Source organism: Deinococcus taeanensis (assembly GCF_020229735.1).
Taxonomy (GTDB): Bacteria; Deinococcota; Deinococci; order Deinococcales; family Deinococcaceae; genus Deinococcus; species Deinococcus taeanensis.
Window position 1 is genome coordinate 1250088 of the sequence record NZ_CP083455.1, and the last position, 17128, is coordinate 1267215.

The window sequence follows — 17128 nt, forward strand, 5'->3', positions numbered from 1 at the left end:
TGCGTCTCAGGGCCACGCCGGGTCGGGTGGACAGGCGCTCAGTGGCCGGGCTGCCAGTGCCCCTCGCGCTCCACCGTCGCGCACCCACCCACGTGCACGGCCAGCACCTGTTCGCCCTGCAGCTCCAGTTCCACCTCAACTTCACCGGGCGTGCCCAGGGCGTGCCCCTGGTACACCAGTCCGCACGCCCGGTCGCCACGGACCGGGAGGCGCCCCTGCCGGGCCAGCAGCGCCATCAGGGCCCCCGCCGCGCTGCCCGTGACCGGATCTTCCGGGATGCCGACCGCCGGTGCGAAGTCCCGTGCGGCAAAGCGGTTCACGCCCATCGGCGCGTAAGCGTAGATACTCACGACGCCCAGAGCGTCACTCAGCGCGTGAATCCGCGTGAGGTCCGGTTCCAGGCCGTCGAGAATCACGCTGTCCAGGAGCGGCACGAAGACGCTCCACAGGCCGGTGCTGGCGGCGGCCATGGGCAGGCCGCGGTGAATCATGCGGGAATTGATGCCGAGCGCCTCGGCCAGTCCTTCACGCAGTTCGACCGGCAGGGCACGGTAGGCAGGGGAGGGCTGCTGCATCCACACGCGCCGCGGTACGCCCGCTTCGCACTCCAGACGCAGGGGCACCCGGCCGGCGAGAGTGTCGAGGTGCAGCTCGTCGCCAGCCGTCCACTCTCCGGCCTGAGCGAGCGTCAGGCCAAGCGCGACCGTGGCGTGCCCGCAGAACTCGACCTCCTGCGTGGGCGTGAAATAGCGGACCCGGGCCACTGGGCCTTCGCGCCTCGTGATAAACACGGTCTCCGGGGCCCCCAGGTGTGTGGCGAGGGCCTGCATGTCCTGCCGTGAGAGCCGGGCGGCGTCCAGGACCACCCCGGCACGGTTGCCGTGCCCTGGGGTATCGGTGAAGGCGCTCACCTCGCTGAAAGCGATCATCTCATCAGTGTAGCTCAAGGAAGCGGGATAATCGGACAAGAATTTCACGATGCAGAAAATCGTGAAATAATTCACTTAATGCGGACATACAGGCCCCCTAAAAAGAGGGCCACATGCACCAATTTTTTAAGGCCGCATTCGCGTCAACATCCGTGGGAACGGAATGGCCTCACGAATGTGGTCAATGCCCGTAATCCATGCGATCACCCGTTCCAGGCCCATCCCAAAGCCTGCGTGCGGCATGCTGCCCGTCCGGCGCAGATCCAGGTACCATTCGAAGGCCTCCACGGGCAGTCCCTCATGCTCAATGCGCGATTTCAGCAGATCGTAATCATGGATGCGTTCACTGCCCCCAATAATCTCGCCGTACCCTTCAGGAGCAATCATGTCGTCACACAGCGCCACGCGTGGGTCCAGCGGGTCAGGCTGCATGTAGAACGCCTTGATGGCTGCCGGGTAACGTTCAATAATCACCGGACGGTCAAAGTGATGCCCGAGAATCGTCTCGTGCGGCGCACCCAGATCGTCGCCCCACTCGACAGGCTGAACGTCCTCCTGAACGTTCGGCGGCAGATCCCGGCTCTCGATGTGCTGACGCACGATGTCCAGAGCGTCCGTGTAAGTGACGCGCGGGTAGTTGCCCTCAGCCGCGCCCTCCAGTCTGGTGACGTCACGACCGAGGACCTTCAGTTCCTCCTGACATTCACTCAGGGCGCGGCGCACGATGAAACTCACGAACCGCTCCTGAAGCGCCATGTTCTCCGCATGGTTGCTGGGCACCACCTCGGGCTCGATCATCCAGAACTCCAGCAGGTGCCGGCGCGTCTTGCTTTTCTCAGCGCGGAACGTCGGGCCGAAGGTGTACACCTTCCCGAACGCGAACGCTCCTGCCTCGGCATGCAGCTGTCCGGTCTGGGAAAGGTACGCCTTGTCCTCACCGAACAGGTCAATCTCGAACAGTTCCGTGGTGCCTTCCGCGGCGTTCGGCGTGAAGAACGGCGCGTCGAACCGGATGAACCCCTCGCCATGGAAGAAATCCACGACCGCACGCTGCACGCAGTCGCGCACGCGCATGATCGCCCAGGGACGACGGTGCCGTAGCCACACGTGCCGGTGATCCATCAGGAACTCAATGCCGTGCTCCTTGGGCGTAATGGCGTACTCCGCGTGATTCTCGCTGATGGGGGAGAGATCCTGCACCGCGAGCTCCACTCCACCCGGGGCGCGGTCATCGGCGCGGACCTCACCGGTGACCGTGACCGCCTGCTCCTGCGTGAGGCGTTTGGCCTGCTCGAACACGTCTTCACTGACATCGTTCTTGAAGACAGTGGCCTGCACGAAGCCACTCCCGTCACGGAGCTTCAGGAACTGGATCTTCCCCTTGCCACTTTTGTCCGTCAGCCACGCGTGCAGCGTGACCGTCTGACCCACATGTTGTTTCAGGTCGTGAATGCTGGAATGAACGCTCATCGCGGCTCAGTATAGGCAGCCGCGGCACGTCCAGGCACGGCGCCGGGGCTCCCGCCGAGATCTGCCGTCCGAGCTCGCAGTTCATCCGTTACTGGAATTTAGTCTTTCTGTCACTCTGCCGCTTCTTGATGGTTCTTTCTCCAGCTCGGCTTTGGTAAGGGTATCTGCGCGGCGCCCTCTCTACAGGACACGAATGTCGGTTTCTTTAGCTGGTATGCATGGAGGCAGGCTGCCCTGTCCCCGGAGGCTGCGCCCAGGTCTGCGCCGGGCCGAGCGTGCGAGGAACGAAGATAATGTGAACCGGTTGGTGTGCGGTCCCACACGAGGCTTGGCGTTTGAAAGAACATTATCAGATCTTGAAGATTATAAAATCACGAATCTGCCTCATCGTGAAAATATTCACTTGATTTGATATAGACCCGCCGAAATGGCGGGCTGCACCGTTCACTTCAGCGCGTCATTCATGCCCAGAACATCAGAGACCTTCAGACTGGCGCCGCCCACCAGCGCACCGTTCACATTTGGCTTTGCGCAGATGCTGGCAATATTGTCCGGCTTCACGCTCCCGCCGTACAGCACGCGCACTTCAGCTGCCGCCGCGCCGTACCGTTGTTCCAGCGCGCCGCGAATGGCGGCGGCCAGTTCCTCCGCGTCGTCGGCCGTGGCGGTCCGGCCAGTCCCAATCGCCCAGACAGGCTCGTAGGCGATCACCACGTCACTGCTCACGCCCTCCAGGCTGCCGGTCAGCTGCGCCAGCGTGAAGGGCACGTGCTCACCTTTCTCGCGCACATCGAGCTTCTCGCCCACACATACGATGGGGATCAGGCCGTTCGCCTGCGCCTGCCTGGCTTTGGCAGCCACGAGGGCGTCTGACTCACCGTGGTAGTCACGCCGTTCGCTGTGGCCCACGACAACGTAGCTCGCGCCGACGTCCTTGAGCATCGCGGCGCTGATCTCGCCGGTGTACGCGCCGGAGTCATGCGCAGACACGTCCTGGCCCCCAAAGGCCACGCCCGCCGGCAGGTTGGCCGCGAGCGCACTGAGGGTCACGGCGGGCGCCATAACGGCCAGGGTCGCGTCGCCCGGAACGAGTTTCTCCGAGAGATCCTGCGCCCACGCGCGCGCCTCGGTGGGGGTCTTGTTCATCTTCCAGTTCAGGGCCAGCAGGTTGTTCGGCATGTGTCTTACTCCTTTTTCAGGCGGGCCAGGACCGTGTGCACGTCGCCCTGCCACACGGTGGCGGCAATGAACGGCCGGAAGCCCATGTCGGTGTTGATTTTGAGCATCGGGCTGTTGCTCTCGGCATTCTGCGTGCGGATTTCGCGGGCGCCCGGATTGTGCCGGGCGAGTTCCTTCACGTTCGCCCCTTTCAGCCAGCGGCCCAGGCCGTGGCCTCGGTGTTCGGGCAGCACCCCGGTGTTGCCCTGCGCCACGATCTCCGGGCGCGCTTCGCGCCAGGACAGTTCGTTCAGGCCAACCAGCTCGCCGTTCGGGGCGCGGACCACGGCGGTCAGGAGCGTGCGCCCACCGGCGCGGCTCAGCTGCTCCATTTCCTGGACTTCCTTCGCGGTGATGTGGGTGTCCTCCACGTTCAGGTCGTCCCGTGGGGCGCTGTTCATCACGTTCAGGAGGGTGGCGTACCCGGTCAGTTGCGCGTCGGGCGTTCCGTTCAGCCAGAATTCGATGCTGTAGTCGTCGTCGGGACGGGCGGTCCAGCGGTCGAGCAGGCCGTCCGGGATGTCTGTGAGCATCAGCCGGCTCTCGCGGTTCACCTGCCCCCGCTCGAAGCCGGCGCGCACAGCGAACGCCTCGCCCGCCGGCACGCGGTCAACGGTGCGGGTCAGCAGCAGGGTCCGCCCGCGCGTCTGCACGAACTGCGCGGCTTGGCGCAGCAGGTCGCGGCCCAGGCCCCGGTGTCGCCAGGCGGGCGCGACCATGACGTCGAGTTCCGCGACGTGCCGGTTGGTGTCGAGGTTCAGCATCTGCGTGCGGGCGTGGGCGTGAATGCCGGTGTCGTCCTCCACGGTCCAGATGTGCATGTCGACCATGGCGGGGAGGTGCTGCAGCTGACCCCAGATGTCCTGCGCGCGGATGGCCGGGTCACCGGGGTTCGATTCGCGTCTGAGTTCGTTCAGGTGGGTCACGAACTGCCGGGTGAATTCCTCGGTGAACTGCGTGCGGTCGCGCCGCATGACGGTTGGTGTGCTGGTGGTCATGTGACCTCCAGTGTGTCACGCGTGCCGACCCCGGCGTGGCTCATTTCATTGCTTCGACGCCGGGCAGCGCTTTGCCTTCGAGCAGTTCGAGACTGGCGCCGCCGCCGGTGCTGATGTGGTCGATCTGATCGGCTTTGCCGCTCTTGTTGATGGCGCTTACGGAGTCGCCGCCGCCGATCACGGTGTACGCCTGGTTCTTCAGGCTGCCCACGGCGGCGGCGATGGCGTTGGTGCCACTGGCGAAGGCGGGGAATTCGAATACACCGAGTGGTCCGTTCCAGAAGACGGTTCTGGCCCCCTTGAGCGCCTCGCTGTACTGCTCGACCGTGGCGGGTCCGGCGTCCAGGCCCTGCCACCCGTCCGGGATGGCGTTCGAGGCCACCACCTGGGTGTTCGCGTCGGCGCTGAAGGCGTCGGCGGCAACGACGTCCACGGGCAGCATGATTTTGTCCCCGTACTCGCTGAGCAGGCGGCGGGCGAGGTCAAGCTGATCGTCTTCATGGATGCTCTCGCCGATCTTGCCGCCCTGCGACTTGATGAACGTGTAGGCCATGCCGCCACCGATCAGGAGGCGGTCCACGCGGGGCAGCAGGTTCTCAATGACCTTGATCTTGTCGCTGACCTTCGCGCCGCCGATGATCACCACGTACGGGCGTTCGGCGCCGTGCAGGAGTTTCCCGAGGGCGTCCACTTCGGTTTGCAGCAGGGTGCCGGCCGCGTGCGGCAGGCGTTCAGCCACGCCGCTGACGGAGGAGTGCGCGCGGTGGGCGCTGCCGAACGCGTCCAGCACGAACGCGTCACCCAGGCGGGCAAGTTTCTCGTTCAGCTCGGCGTTGTTCTTCTCCTCGCCGGTGCTGAAGCGCACGTTCTCCAGCAGCGCCACGGCGCCGCCGGGCAGGGCCTGCACCGCGGCGAGCGTTTCCTCGCTGTCGGCGGTGCCTTCAATGAACGTGACCGGGCGGCCCAGCACCTGTTGCAGGACCGGCGCCACGGGGCGCAGAGAGTATTTCTCTTCAGGGCCGTTCTTGGGACGGCCGAAGTGGCTCATGAGGATCACGTTGCGCGCCCCGGCGTCCAGCAGGGCGTTGATGGTGGGGAGGCTGGCGGTGACGCGCGTGTCGTCCTGCACCACGCCGTCCTTGACGGGCACGTTGTAGTCCACGCGCACCAGGACGCGTTTGCCGCTGACATCGAGGGAATTCAGGTTCTGCATGGGACCTCCAGGAACACAGGAAGTGATGGTTGATGGTGGACGGTAAGGACCATCAACCATCAACCATCACGGGTGGGCGCTTTAGCCTTTCTGCTGCACGAGTTCGACGAGGTCGGCGATGCGGTTGCTGTAGCCCCACTCGTTGTCGTACCAGCTGAAGAACTTCACGAGGTTGCCCATCACCATGGTCAGGCCGCCGTCGATGATGGCGCTGTGCGGGTCGCCCACGATGTCGGACAGGACGATGGGGTCTTCGGTGTAGGCGATGATGCCCTTGTGGCTGCCTTCGGCGGCGTCACGGAAGACCTTGTTCACCTCGTCAACGGTAACCTCGCGCTTGAGAATCACGACGACGTCGCTGATGGAGCCGGTGGGGGTGGGCACGCGCAGGCTGGTGCCGTCGAACTTGCCTTTCAGGGCGGGGTACACCTGGGACACGGCCTTGGCGGCGCCGGTGCTGGTGGGGATGATGTTCACGGCGGCGGCGCGCGCGCGGCGCAGGTCGCTGTGCGGCAGGTCCAGCACGCGCTGGTCGTTGGTGTAGGAGTGGACGGTGGTCATGATGGCCTTCTCGATGCCGAAGGCTTCGTCGATCAGCTTCATGGGGGCGCCGAGGCTGTTGGTGGTGCAGCTGGCGTTGCTGATGATGTTGTGCTGCGCGGGGTCGTAGTCCTGCTCGTTGACGCCCAGCACGACGCTGATGTCCTCGCCTTTGGCGGGGGCGGTGATGATGACCTTCTTCGCGCCGCCCTCGAGGTGCTTGCCGGCGCCTTCGCGGCTGGTGAAGATCCCGGTGGACTCGATCACGATGTCGACGCCCAGGTCGCCCCACTTGATGTTGGCGGGATCGCGTTCGGCCAGGGCGTGGATCTGCTTGCCGTTCACGGTGAGGCTGGATTCGTCGTACTCGACGGTGCCGTCGAACTTGCCGGCGGTGCTGTCGTACTTCAGGAGGGTGGCGAGCGTCTTGTTGTCGGTGAGGTCGTTGATGGCGACGACGTCCACGCCGCGCGCCACGAGGATGCGGAACACCAGACGGCCGATGCGGCCGAAGCCGTTAATCCCTACTTTCATGCTGTGCCTCCAGTCGTGAGGTGCCTCCCCCTGAATCGTGGGGTGGGTCACCTCGCATGTGGCAGTTTAACGCCTGATGTCAAGGCGCCCCTTCGTGTCACCTGTACACGAACAGAGTTCTGTACCGGGTACAAGAAAAAAGCGCCCCGCGGGGCGCTGCTCCTGTTCCGACCGCTCAGCCGGTGGTCGTGAGCACGAACGAGACCTCCACCGTCACGCTGTCACTGCTGCCCGGGTAGCGCACGTCAAAGTCGAACGGGTTGAACTTGAACTGGGTGCTCACGTTCACCTTCCCGTCCTGCAGCGTTGCCTTCACCGGCACGCTGACAGCCTTCGCCGTGCCCTTCACTGTCAGTTTCCCGGTGGCCGTCGTGGCCAGCGTCTGACCCTCCACCAGCTTCCCGCCGGTGAGTTTCTCCAGCGTGAACGTCGCGTTCGGGAACTTCGCGGCGTTGAGGGCGTCCTCACGCTTGGCATGGGCGTCCCTCAGGCTGATGCCGGTTTTCAGGTTCGCCACCGGCACCGTCACCGTGCCGGCGGTCGCCGCGAGATTCGCGGGGTCCAGCGTCACGCTCGCACTCACGCCACTGATCGTGCCGCGCACCGGAATGAACCTCACGGTGTACGTAAACGTCGCCGTACCGTCTGAGGCGCGGTAAGGGGCCGCGCTCACCATGGACCCCGCCACGAGGGCGGTCCCTGCCAGTCCTGCAATTGTCCGCTTCATGCCACGATCTTGACCTGACCCCGTGAAGCCCTGGTGAAACGACCTTCTGCCCCGCCCCCCCTGCAGGCTGCACAGACGCCTGAGCCCGGCTGGCCGGGGCGCCGCGTCATACTGCGGGCTATGGCCTACGACCTCCTCGTAATGAAATTCGGCGGCACCAACATGCAGGACGCCCGCGCCATCCGCCACAGCGCCACGCTGGCCGCGCGGAGTCTGCGCGACCACGTGAAGGTCGTCGTGGTCGTCTCAGCCATGGCCGGCGTCACCAACCAGCTGCTGAAACTCGCTGACGCCGCCCAGTCCGGCGACATTGCCAGCGCCAACGACGAGATCGCCCTGATGCGCACCCGCCACTTCACGGCGGCGCAGGAACTGGGCGCCGCGCCCGACAGTGACACCGTGCGGGAGATCCGCGAGATGCATGAAACGCTCCGCCAGGCGGTGTACGGCGTGTACCTGCTGCGCGAACTCACGCCGCGCAGCCGCGATCTGATCGTCGCGTTCGGTGAGCGGCTCTCGGCGCCGCTGATGCGCCTCGCGCTGGAACAGGATGGCCTGCGCGCCCACCATCTCACCGGCGGTGAGGCCGGCATCCTGACCGATTCGCACTTCGGGAATGCCAAACCGCTTCTCAGCACCTACGAACGCGTCAAGGACCGCCTCAGCGGCCTGCTGAGTGCGGGCGTCACGCCGGTCGTGGCCGGCTTCATGGGTGAAACCGAGAAGGGCGCCATCACCACGCTGGGCCGCGGCGGCACGGATTTCAGCGCCACCATCATCGGCAAAGCCCTTGGCGCCGACGAGGTGTGGGCGTGGAAGGACGTCGACGGCGTCATGAGTGCCGACCCGCGCGTGGTGCGCGACGCGCAGAACATCGAGGTGCTCTCGTACGGCGAGGTGATGGAACTCGCGTACTTCGGAGCGAAGGTCCTGCACCCCCTGGCCGTGACGCCCCTGCAGGAAAGCGGCATCCCGCTGCGCGTGAAAAGTGCCGCGGACCCGGACTTTCCCGGCACGCTCGTGCAGGCCGCGCCGCGCGACGACGCCCGTCACCCGGTCAAGGCCGTGACGGCCATCCGGAACGTCAGCATCATCAACGTGAGCGGTGCGGGCGTCCTGGGCATCCCGGAAGTGATCGCCAGTGTGTTCGACGCGATCGCCCGGGAGAACGTCACGCTGCTGATGGTCTCGCAGAGTTCCTCCATGAGCAACGTGTCCCTGGCGGTGCAGACCGTGGACGCCGAGCGCACCCTGGCCGCCCTGCGCGCCGGCGTGAGTCTGGAACTGAAGGTCGAGGAGCAGGACGGCGTGGCCGTCCTGGCGATCGTGGGCAGCGGCATGCGCGGCCAGAGGGGGGTGTCTGCGCGGATGTTCACTGCGCTGGCCGAGCAGGACGTCAATGTCCTGATGATCTCCCAGGGCAGCAGCGAACTGAACGTCTCCGTTGCCGTGGAGGCCGCGCACGTGGACGCCGCCACAGTCGCTGTGCACAGCGCCTTCGGGCTGGGGGAAACCAAGGTCAGCGCCTGAGCACATCACCCTAGCTCTGGGCTGCCGGCGGTTCACCCAGCGTGTCCTGCGGCCCGGCAGGCGAGCGGCGCAGTTGCGGCCAGCGCCGGCGCATCAGGATGTACACGCCCGCCACCCAGGTGGCGCTGGCCGTGAAGCCCGCCAGCACATCGGACGGGTAGTGCACGCCCAGGTAATTGCGACTTGCGCCCACCGCCACTGCCCACAGCGCCCCGAACACGGCGACCGGCCAGCCGGCCCGGGACCGCCAGAACACCAGGGTCAGGGCGATCCCGAACGCGGCGTTCGCCATGGCGTGCCCGCTTGGGAAGCTGTACCCGGGCTCGGTCAGGACGGCCACCAGCTCGTCCGGGCGGGGGCGCTGAAACACCACTTTCGCCGCGACATTCAGCAGGATGGCGCCCACCACGCCGGTCACGAGGAACCACCCGTGCGCCTTGCCGCGTGTCTGGCCGAGCAGCCACGCGATGGCGAACGTCACGAACGGCAGGACCGACACGCCGCCCAGTTGCGCCAGAAGCTGCGCGAAGCGCGTCAGGCCCGGCGTGCGCCGCTGCGCGTACCAGTTCAAGACCGCCTGGTCCCACTCGAAGCCGCCCTCCCGGAAAATCTCGTGGCTCAGCTGGGTGAACAGCGCAAACGGAATCATGACCCCCAGCAGCAGAAACAGCAGGGAGCGCCAGTGATCCTTGATGAACGGCAGGAATTCACGGCGGGACCGGGGAAACATGGGCCCATTACAGCCTCTGCCGTGCGCCTGCGCGTTGCCGGATGCTTAACGGTCCCCCAGGTCCGCTAGGCACAGTGGCGCAGTGCGCCCTGCGCTCCCTGACGCATGTGCCAGGCCCTGTGCACAGCGCACCATGAGGCACATCGGGAACGCCTCCCAGTGCCCGCCACCACGGCCGGCCGCGTTCCACCCCAAGGAGAGCGTCATGCAACACCAGTTCCTCGGTTCCCTTCACGCGCAGGCCCTCCTTCAGGAGGCCGAGCAGCATCGACTCGTCCGGCAGGCCCAGGCGGCCCGCGATGCCCAGTCGCCCCGCAAGCCCCGCGGTCTTCAGGCCCTGCTGCACCGGCTGAATCTCGCGTGACCCCGGCCAGTTGCCTCTGCGCGCCGCTCCCTTCCCCGTGAAGAGGAGCGGCGCCCTTTTCGGGCCCTGCGGGGCGCGGCGCGTTCAGTTGCTCAGCGGCGTGTGGTTCGCTTCGCGCTGCGTCAGGAACGTCTTGACGCTCTGCGCGGCGCGCAGCGTCATGCCCGGCACCGCGGCAATCTGTTCTACCGGGGCGCTGGCGAGATCCTCCAGGCTGGTGAAGTGTTCCAGCAGCGCGTCCCGGCGTTTCTGACCGATGCCGGGCAGATCGTCGAACACGCTGCGCAGCATGTCCTGTCCGCGCAGCTTGCGGTGGTACGTCACGGCGTAGTTGTGCACCTCGTCGCGCACGCCGATCAGCATGCGCAGGGCCGGGTGCGTGTGAGGCAGAAGCAGTTCGCGCTCCACGCCGATTTCGGTTCCTGTGTCCAGCCACCACTGCGCGCCGTACCGCCCGGGCAGGATCAGGCGTTCCTCACGTTTGGCAAGCCCGACCACGGGAATCTGCACGTTGGCTTCTTTCAGGGCGTCCAGCGCGGCATTCACCTGTCCGCGCCCGCCGTCGATCAGCAGCAGGTCCGGGAGGGGCAGCTTGTCCGCGAGGCTGCCGGTGAAGCGCCGCGTGATCGTCTGGCGCATGCTGGTGTAGTCGTCCGGGTGGTCCAGGCCGCGCACCTTGAAGCGCCGGTGCTCGCCGCGCCGCGTCCGGCCGCCCTCAAACACGACCATGCCGGACACGATGTTCGTGCCGAACAGGTTGCTGTTGTCGTACCCTTCGATCCGCCATGGGCGGTCCGGGAGGGCCAGCACCTCCCGCAGGGCGTCCAGTCCGGGGTGGTCGCCGCGGCGCTCGAGCAGCGCGAGTTCGCTTTCCAGGCCCGTGGTGGCGTTGCGCTGCGCCATGTCAATCAGGTCGACCTTGTCGCCGCGTTTCGGGGCGCGCATCTCGATGCGCCGGCCGGCTTTCTCGCTGAGGAATTCACTCCAGATGGGCGCGTCCTCGAAGTCGGCGGGCAGCAGAATCAGCGGCGGGACGTGGGTGGCCTGCGTGTAGTAGTCCTGCACGAACGCCTCGACAATCTCACCGAGCGGAGCGTCCTCCGTGCCGGTCAGGAACCGCTTGTCGCGGCCCACGACCCGCCCCCCGCGCATGCGGAACAGCTGCACCATGGCGTACTCCCCGGCCTGCGCGGCGCCCAGGAAGTCCAGGTCGGTTTCGTCACTCACGAAGGCGTGCTGTTCTGTTCCGAACAGCTTTTCCACGGCCTGCACGCGGTCGCGCACGCGGGCGGCCTGCTCGAAGTCCTGGGCGCTGGCAGCGACTTTCATGTCGTCACGCAGCCGGGCGATCACGGGCGCGGCGCGGCCTTCGAGCAGGGCGCGGACGTCCTCGACCACCCGCGCGTACGCGTCCGGCTCGGCACGGTCCACGCAGGGTCCCAGGCAGCGGCCCATGTGGTAGTTCAGGCAGGGGCGGGGTTTTTTCTGCAGGGGCAGGCCGCTGTTCTTGCGCAGCGGGAACATGGTGTCGATCAGGTGCTTGACTCGGCGCACGGCAGACGAGTCCGGGTACGGGCCGTAGTAGTTGCCGCCGTCCTTGAGCACGCGGCGGGTCACGACCAGCATGGGGAAGGTTTCGTTGGTGAGTTTCAGGAACGGGTAGTGTTTGTCGTCCTTGAGCGTGACGTTGTAGTGGGGGCGGTGCTGCTTGATGAGGTTGGCTTCCAGCACGAGCGCCTCCACCTCGTTGCGGGCCGTGATGAATTCCAGGGTGTCGGCCAGCGCGGTGAACTTTCCGCTTTTGCCGCCTGCTTTGAAGTGCTGTCCGACGCGGCTGCGGAGGTTGTTCGCCTTGCCGATGTAGATCGGGGTGCCGCCCTTGCGGAAGATGTACACGCCGGGGGTGATGGGCAGCACGGGCAGATCGTCTGGATGCACGTCTGTCAGGATAGGGGAGGGTGGCGGCGGTGTCCGTGACAAGGCCCCCGGTGCCGTCAGCCGGAGCGGATCGCAACGAAGGAGACTAAAATTTCACAACCCGGTTAATCGTGAAACTACTCACAAGCGTGCTTATGGTTTGATCAAGCTGCCCGGGGAGTGAACGCTCTATGCTCCAGCTGTGCCCGCCGAAACCTTCACCCACGGGCGATCCCGGCTTACCTACGCCACTCACGGGGAGGGCCGCCCCATCGTGCTGGTTCACGGCCTGAGCGGCTCCAGCCGCTGGTGGCGCTTCAACATCCCTGCCCTTGAGCAGCAGCACCGCGTCTACACCCTGGACCTCAGCGGCTATGGACTCTCGCGCGGCCAGCGGTCCCTGACGGTGCGGGCCGCTGCGGCCCTGATTGTCGCGTGGCTCGATCACCACGACCTGCACGACGTCACGCTCGTGGGTCACTCCATGGGCGGGCAGATCAGCCTTCACGTCGCCGCAGGTGCCCCCGGGCGTGTGCGGAACCTCGTGCTCGTCTGTGCCAGCGGCCTGCTGCGTGCGAGCGCCGTCCGGACGGCGCTGCACCTGCCCCGCGCGGCGTTGATCGGCCAGAAACGATTTATTGGCCGGATCGTTCTTGACAGTCTGCGCGCCGGACCGTGGAACCTGTGGCGGAACGCCGTGGATCTCCTCAAGGACAGCGTGCAGGACGTTCTGCCCGGTGTGCAGGCGCGCACGCTGATCATCTGGGGTGAGCGGGACGTGCTCGTGCCGCTGGAACTGGGCCGCCTGCTGCACGAAGCGTTGCCCGGTTCGCAGTTCGAGGTGATTCCACGCGCCGGCCACGTGGTCATGGTGGATGACCCCCGGCGGTTCAATGCGCTGCTCCTGGCGTTCCTGAGCAGTCCCGGCGCACCCGGCGGAGACGTGACGGGTTGAGCGGGGAAGCCACCTACCTGACCGTGAATGGGCTGCGTACGCACGCCTGGAAGCGGGGAAAAGGCCGGCCGCTGGTGCTTGTTCCAGGGCTGGCGTGCGCCTCATGGATGTACGTCCGGCTGGCCCGCGAACTCGCGCGGGAACGAACGGTCTTCGTCTACGACCCGCCGGGACACGGTCATTCGGACGACCGGCCGGCGTACCCGGTGTGCATTGAGCACCTCACGGATCACCTCGCAGCGTGGCTGCGCCAGGCGGGGTTGTGGGGCGCGCCCATGCTGGGGCACTCGCTCGGGGGAGAGGTGATGTTTGACCTGGCAGCGCGCCACCCCGGCGCGGCGTGTGCCCTGGTCGCCTGTGCGCCGACGGGAATTCCTGAGAACCCAAGTGTGCATGTTCAGCTGCTGCGCCTGCTCAGGGACCTGCCGAGGGAACGTCCCGGGTTGCTTGTTCCAGGAATCCGTGCGTATTCGCGGTGTGGCCTGCGGCGCATCTACCTGCTTGCCCGGGACCAGCAGGTGCATATGACCGGGCCGCTGCTGGGGCGGGTGGACGTCCCGACCCTGCTGCTTGACGGGCTGGCGGACCCCGTGGTGCAGTCCTGGACGGTGCAGCGGATTCAGGTGGATATTCCCGACGCTTTGGTGCGGCAGATCGAGGGCGGCACCCACGCCCTGACGGACTCCCATCCGCAAGCGGTGGCGCGGTTTACGCTTGACTTTCTCAGAGAACTGTCAGTGTAGAAAAACGGTGTAGAAAAAGAGAACATCGATTTCACGACACAGCTTATCCGTGAATCTTTTCACTATCTTGATAGTTGACCTGTCTGTCATCACTTCCTCCAAGATCAGAGGTTCACGGGCTCGCCCTTGATCCGCGCCTGCTCAGCGGCAAACGCCATCCGGTGAGAGTCCAGAGATTCAGACAATGGGGTGGGGAGGGGTGACTCTCCGCGAAGGGCGGCGAGCCACGCCCGGATCATGGCTTCGTCGCCCCCGCCGTGCCGGCCGTTGGTCTGGACCGTCCAGGTGTCGCTGAGGCCGGTGCGGAAGTGGTGCAGTTCCAGTTCGCCGCGGTCCATGTGGGCGCGCAGTTCGCCGTGCGTGCCGAGAAGTTTCAGGGTGCGGGTGTTGTTGTGCGTGAAGGCACTCACGGTGAGTTGCGCCTGCACGCCGTTCTGGAAACTCACAGTGACGGCCTGGTGATCCATGACGTTGTTCAGGCCGAGGTACACGCATTCCCCGTACGGGCCGGTCTGCAGTGCCTCCACGACGCTCTGCCCGCCGGCGGTGAGGACGGTGACGGGCCACGTGTGCGGGTCGCGGGTGAGGTAGATGCGCCGAGCGTCATACGGGCAGTCCAGGACAGGGCACTGGGTGCACCGCCGGGCAGCGCCGGGAGGGGCGTGTTCGGGACGGAAGTGATGCAGGGCGCCGGCGCTGCTGACCCGGGCGGGCGGCGCGCCGGCAAAGGCCCGCAGCAGGTCGAGGTCGTGGCAGCTTTTGGCAAGCAGGAACGGCGCTGCGGGGGGGAGGCGCGCCAGTTGCCGCGCACGTAGGAGTGCGCATAGTGCCAGAACGCGACGTTCTCGGCGTGCTGCACCCCGACGAGCTGGCCGAGCGTGCCGGTGTGCAGGATCCGGCGGACCTCCTGAAAGAAGGGGGCGGTGCGCAGCACGTGGCATACGGCCACGCGGCCGGGTGACGCGGCTTCGGCCGTGAGCAGTTCGTTGAGTTCGTGTTCGTGCAGGCAGATGGGTTTTTCGAGCAGCACGTCGTAGCCGAGCGCCAGGGCCTGCAGGGTGGGCGCGACGTGCGCGTCGTCGGGCGTGGCGATCACCACGGCGTCCGCGACGCGGCCCAGCGTGAAGAACTCGTCCCAGTGCGTGAACTGACGTTCGACCGGCACACCGTGCCGGGCGGCCACCTCGGTGAGCCGATGAGGTCGGGCGTCGATCAGGTGCGTGATCTGCGCGCCGTGCGCAGCGAGGTGCCGGGCGTACACGTCCGCGCCGCGGTTTCCGCAGCCGATGACCGCCACGCGGGGGATCATGCGCGCTGCACGCCCCAGCCGGGCCCGTCGGGCCGGGCGAGGTGCCCGGCCGTCCAGCGGAGCCCGGTGAACGGGTCGTCCGCGAGGAGCAGGGCGCCGTCCAGGTCGGCCCAGTCGCAGGCGCCGGCAAGGTGCGCGGCGGCGGCGATCCCGAGGCTGCTTTCAATCATGCAGCCCATCATGACGTGCAGGCCGTGCGCGCGGGCGAGTCGCAGCGCCCGCAGGGCCTGCAGGGGGCCGCCCAGCTTGGCCAGTTTGAGGTTCACGCCGTCGAACGCGCGGGCGAGCGGGAGGATGTCCGCGACGTGGTGCAGGCTTTCATCAGCGACGATGGGCACCGTGGACACGGCGCGCAGTGCGGCGTGCCCGTCGAGGTCGCCGGCCGCGAGGGGCTGTTCCACGAATTCCACGCGGGCGGCGTCGAGCACGCCGAGCATCCGCCGCGCCTGCGTGCGGGTCCAGGCGGCGTTCGCGTCGACCCTCAGGGCGACGTGGGGCGCTTCCTCCCGCAGCGCCTCGAGGATCGCTTCGTCCTGCGCGGTGCCGAGTTTGACCTTCAGAACGCCGTGACCGCGGGCCGCGGCGTCGCGCGCCTGCCGGCGCATGTCGTCCAGGGACGCGAGACTGACGGTGTAGCTGCTTTCCGGCAGGGCAGCGGGCGAGAGGCCCAGCAGGCGCCAGACGGGCACGCCGGCGGCGTGGGCGCACCATTCCACGGCAGCCATTTCCAGTGCGCATTTCACGCTGGGGTGGTCGTGTGGCATTTTTGCGCAGAGCTGCGCGTGCAGGCCGTCCCAGTCCCACGGGTCGGTCAGGGCCCCGGCGAGCAGGGGCAGCACCGCGTCCACGGTGCCGCGCGTCTCGCCGTAGTAGGCGTTCGGGGCGGCCTCACCGCGCCCAGTGAGGCCGCCCGCGTCGAGCGTGACGAAGGTGCGGGGGTAGGTGCTGTGCGTCCAGCGGGCAATGCCGAACGGTTGCGCGGTGTGCAGGTCCAGGGTTTCCCACGTGACGGTGGGCGGGGTGCTCACCGGGTCCACCGTCCGTACCCGGTGAGGGTCTGCGCGAGGCGGGTGCCGTACTCGTTCTCGCCGAGGGTTTCGACGGTGACGCGCATGTGCGTGGCGTTCGCGTGCACCATGTCGCGGGCGTTGAGCATGAGGCCCACGTGTCCGGGGAAGAAGGCCAGGTCACCTCGGGCGGGCGTCTGCACTGGGGTCAGGACCGCCTGCTGCTGGTCGGCGTCACGTGGGAGAGCCCGCCCGCAGGCGGCGTACACCACCTGGGTCAGGCCGGAGCAGTCCAGGCCCCACGCGCTGCGCCCGCCCCACACGTACGGCGTGTGAAGGAACTGCAGGGCGAGGTCCGCGACATCGGCGCTGGTGGGGGAGAACACCACCTCCTGCACCCAGGCGTCCGTGCTGTCTGGCAGCAGGACCGGCACCCAGCGGCGGCCCTGTTCGGTCACCACCTCACCGGCGCCCCGGGTGAGGACTGCTCCCAGGGCGAGTTCCGCGCGGATGGGCTGACTGATCCTGGGCCCGGCAAACGCGTGGGCCCGCAGGGCGCCGACCGTGAGCGTCTCACCCTGCGGGCGCGGGCCCACCAGGCCGTCCGCGCGCGCCCAGCCGAGGTACCCGTCGTGCGCGGTGCGGACGCGCGCCCAGCCTTCGGCGGTGTCCCACAGGCGCTGCAGGGGCTCTCCGGGCAGCGCCTCGGTCACCTGCGCGGACTGCAGGTCGGGCTGGGCGCGCAGACTCAGACGCGCGGCGCCCACGTGGGCCGGCTGGGGCTGCACGAACCGCCACGCGTCTCCGGGCAGCTGTCCGCGCAGGGCCTCCTCGGCGACATGCATGGCCGGGTCGAAAGCGTGAAGGCGCGGGTCAGGCACTGGGGAACTCACGCGCCCCAGCCTACGCCCATTCCTGCGCGGGCGCCGCCCCGAGTGGTGCAC

At 67.1% G+C, this 17128-nt stretch carries 15 protein-coding genes and 1 pseudogene; 4 read left to right on the top strand and 12 right to left on the bottom strand.

All coding sequences use genetic code 11. From position 1 onward, the window contains the following. Positions 1-38 precede the first annotated feature (38 nt). The 7 genes from LAJ19_RS06070 to LAJ19_RS06100 form a co-directional block, all read right to left on the bottom strand. Complete coding sequence (locus LAJ19_RS06070) at positions 39-929, bottom strand: PhzF family phenazine biosynthesis isomerase (protein WP_225477566.1); 891 nt, start codon at positions 927-929, stop codon at positions 39-41. Positions 930-1055: 126 nt separating this feature from the next. Further along, positions 1056-2399: an asparagine--tRNA ligase gene (gene asnS / locus LAJ19_RS06075; RefSeq protein ID WP_225477568.1), complete on the bottom strand. Its 1344-nt coding sequence runs from the start codon at positions 2397-2399 to the stop codon at positions 1056-1058. A gap of 444 nt (positions 2400-2843) precedes the next feature. Beyond that, positions 2844-3578 carry a triose-phosphate isomerase gene (gene tpiA / locus LAJ19_RS06080; RefSeq protein ID WP_225477570.1) on the bottom strand — a complete coding sequence of 245 codons (735 nt, stop codon included), beginning with the start codon at positions 3576-3578 and terminating at the stop codon, positions 2844-2846. A 5-nt stretch (positions 3579-3583) separates the two neighbouring features. Then, positions 3584-4615, bottom strand: a complete 1032-nt coding sequence (locus LAJ19_RS06085; RefSeq protein WP_225477572.1) for a GNAT family N-acetyltransferase — start codon at positions 4613-4615, stop codon at positions 3584-3586. Between the two features lie 40 nt (positions 4616-4655). After that, on the bottom strand, positions 4656-5828 hold the full coding sequence (locus LAJ19_RS06090; RefSeq protein ID WP_225477574.1) for a phosphoglycerate kinase: 1173 nt from the start codon (positions 5826-5828) through the stop codon (positions 4656-4658). 81 nt (positions 5829-5909) lie between these two features. Further along, positions 5910-6902: a type I glyceraldehyde-3-phosphate dehydrogenase gene (gap, locus tag LAJ19_RS06095; protein ID WP_225477576.1), complete on the bottom strand. Its 993-nt coding sequence runs from the start codon at positions 6900-6902 to the stop codon at positions 5910-5912. Positions 6903-7077: 175 nt separating this feature from the next. After that, positions 7078-7629, bottom strand: a complete 552-nt coding sequence (locus LAJ19_RS06100; protein ID WP_225477578.1) for a YceI family protein — start codon at positions 7627-7629, stop codon at positions 7078-7080. Positions 7630-7749: 120 nt separating this feature from the next. Between LAJ19_RS06100 and LAJ19_RS06105 the strand changes: the two genes are divergently transcribed. Further along, positions 7750-9159 carry an aspartate kinase gene (locus tag LAJ19_RS06105; RefSeq protein WP_225477580.1) on the top strand — a complete coding sequence of 470 codons (1410 nt, stop codon included), beginning with the start codon at positions 7750-7752 and terminating at the stop codon, positions 9157-9159. A gap of 10 nt (positions 9160-9169) precedes the next feature. On the opposite strand, the gene LAJ19_RS06110 is transcribed toward LAJ19_RS06105, so the two are convergent. Beyond that, positions 9170-9889: a phosphatase PAP2 family protein gene (locus LAJ19_RS06110; protein ID WP_225477582.1), complete on the bottom strand. Its 720-nt coding sequence runs from the start codon at positions 9887-9889 to the stop codon at positions 9170-9172. A 205-nt stretch (positions 9890-10094) separates the two neighbouring features. Here LAJ19_RS06110 and LAJ19_RS06115 point away from each other — a divergent pair, with 205 nt between their 5' ends. Further along, positions 10095-10253: a hypothetical protein gene (locus LAJ19_RS06115; RefSeq protein ID WP_225477583.1), complete on the top strand. Its 159-nt coding sequence runs from the start codon at positions 10095-10097 to the stop codon at positions 10251-10253. Between the two features lie 84 nt (positions 10254-10337). On the opposite strand, the gene uvrC is transcribed toward LAJ19_RS06115, so the two are convergent. Further along, positions 10338-12191 (bottom strand): excinuclease ABC subunit UvrC, encoded by a 1854-nt coding sequence (uvrC, locus tag LAJ19_RS06120; protein ID WP_225477584.1) that lies wholly within the window; start codon positions 12189-12191, stop codon positions 10338-10340. Between the two features lie 181 nt (positions 12192-12372). Here uvrC and LAJ19_RS06125 point away from each other — a divergent pair, with 181 nt between their 5' ends. Beyond that, positions 12373-13125, top strand: a complete 753-nt coding sequence (locus LAJ19_RS06125) for an alpha/beta fold hydrolase (RefSeq protein WP_225477585.1) — start codon at positions 12373-12375, stop codon at positions 13123-13125. Further along, the gene (locus tag LAJ19_RS06130; RefSeq protein ID WP_225477586.1) at positions 13122-13868 is read left to right on the top strand and encodes an alpha/beta fold hydrolase; all 747 of its coding nucleotides are present in this window, start codon (positions 13122-13124) and stop codon (positions 13866-13868) included. Before LAJ19_RS06125 ends, LAJ19_RS06130 begins: the two co-directional genes overlap by 4 nt. A gap of 104 nt (positions 13869-13972) precedes the next feature. On the opposite strand, the pseudogene LAJ19_RS06135 reads toward LAJ19_RS06130, so the two are convergent. The 3 genes and pseudogenes from LAJ19_RS06135 to LAJ19_RS06145 form a co-directional block, all read right to left on the bottom strand. Continuing rightward, positions 13973-15177: pseudogene (locus LAJ19_RS06135) on the bottom strand (Gfo/Idh/MocA family protein). Continuing rightward, a complete protein-coding gene (locus tag LAJ19_RS06140) occupies positions 15174-16205 on the bottom strand; it encodes a mandelate racemase/muconate lactonizing enzyme family protein (RefSeq protein ID WP_225477587.1) in 1032 nt (343 codons plus the stop codon). The pseudogene LAJ19_RS06135 and the gene LAJ19_RS06140 overlap by 4 nt, the downstream one beginning before the upstream one ends. After that, entirely contained in the window at positions 16202-17077 is an 876-nt protein-coding gene (locus LAJ19_RS06145; RefSeq protein WP_225477589.1) for a C40 family peptidase, read from the bottom strand. Before LAJ19_RS06145 ends, LAJ19_RS06140 begins: the two co-directional genes overlap by 4 nt. Positions 17078-17128 lie beyond the last annotated feature (51 nt).

What these genes read in the sequence shown, in the direction of transcription:
- LAJ19_RS06105 (WP_225477580.1), top strand. Translation starts at nt 7,750, where the DNA reads ATGGCCTACGACCTCCTCGTAATGAAATTCGGCGGCACCAACATGCAG.
- asnS (WP_225477568.1), bottom strand. Translation starts at nt 2,399, where the DNA reads ATGAGCGTTCATTCCAGCATTCACGACCTGAAACAACATGTGGGTCAG.
- LAJ19_RS06110 (WP_225477582.1), bottom strand. Translation starts at nt 9,889, where the DNA reads ATGTTTCCCCGGTCCCGCCGTGAATTCCTGCCGTTCATCAAGGATCAC.
- LAJ19_RS06085 (WP_225477572.1), bottom strand. Translation starts at nt 4,615, where the DNA reads ATGACCACCAGCACACCAACCGTCATGCGGCGCGACCGCACGCAGTTC.
- tpiA (WP_225477570.1), bottom strand. Translation starts at nt 3,578, where the DNA reads ATGCCGAACAACCTGCTGGCCCTGAACTGGAAGATGAACAAGACCCCC.
- LAJ19_RS06090 (WP_225477574.1), bottom strand. Translation starts at nt 5,828, where the DNA reads ATGCAGAACCTGAATTCCCTCGATGTCAGCGGCAAACGCGTCCTGGTG.
- gap (WP_225477576.1), bottom strand. Translation starts at nt 6,902, where the DNA reads ATGAAAGTAGGGATTAACGGCTTCGGCCGCATCGGCCGTCTGGTGTTC.
- LAJ19_RS06100 (WP_225477578.1), bottom strand. Translation starts at nt 7,629, where the DNA reads ATGAAGCGGACAATTGCAGGACTGGCAGGGACCGCCCTCGTGGCGGGG.
- LAJ19_RS06070 (WP_225477566.1), bottom strand. Translation starts at nt 929, where the DNA reads ATGATCGCTTTCAGCGAGGTGAGCGCCTTCACCGATACCCCAGGGCAC.
- LAJ19_RS06115 (WP_225477583.1), top strand. Translation starts at nt 10,095, where the DNA reads ATGCAACACCAGTTCCTCGGTTCCCTTCACGCGCAGGCCCTCCTTCAG.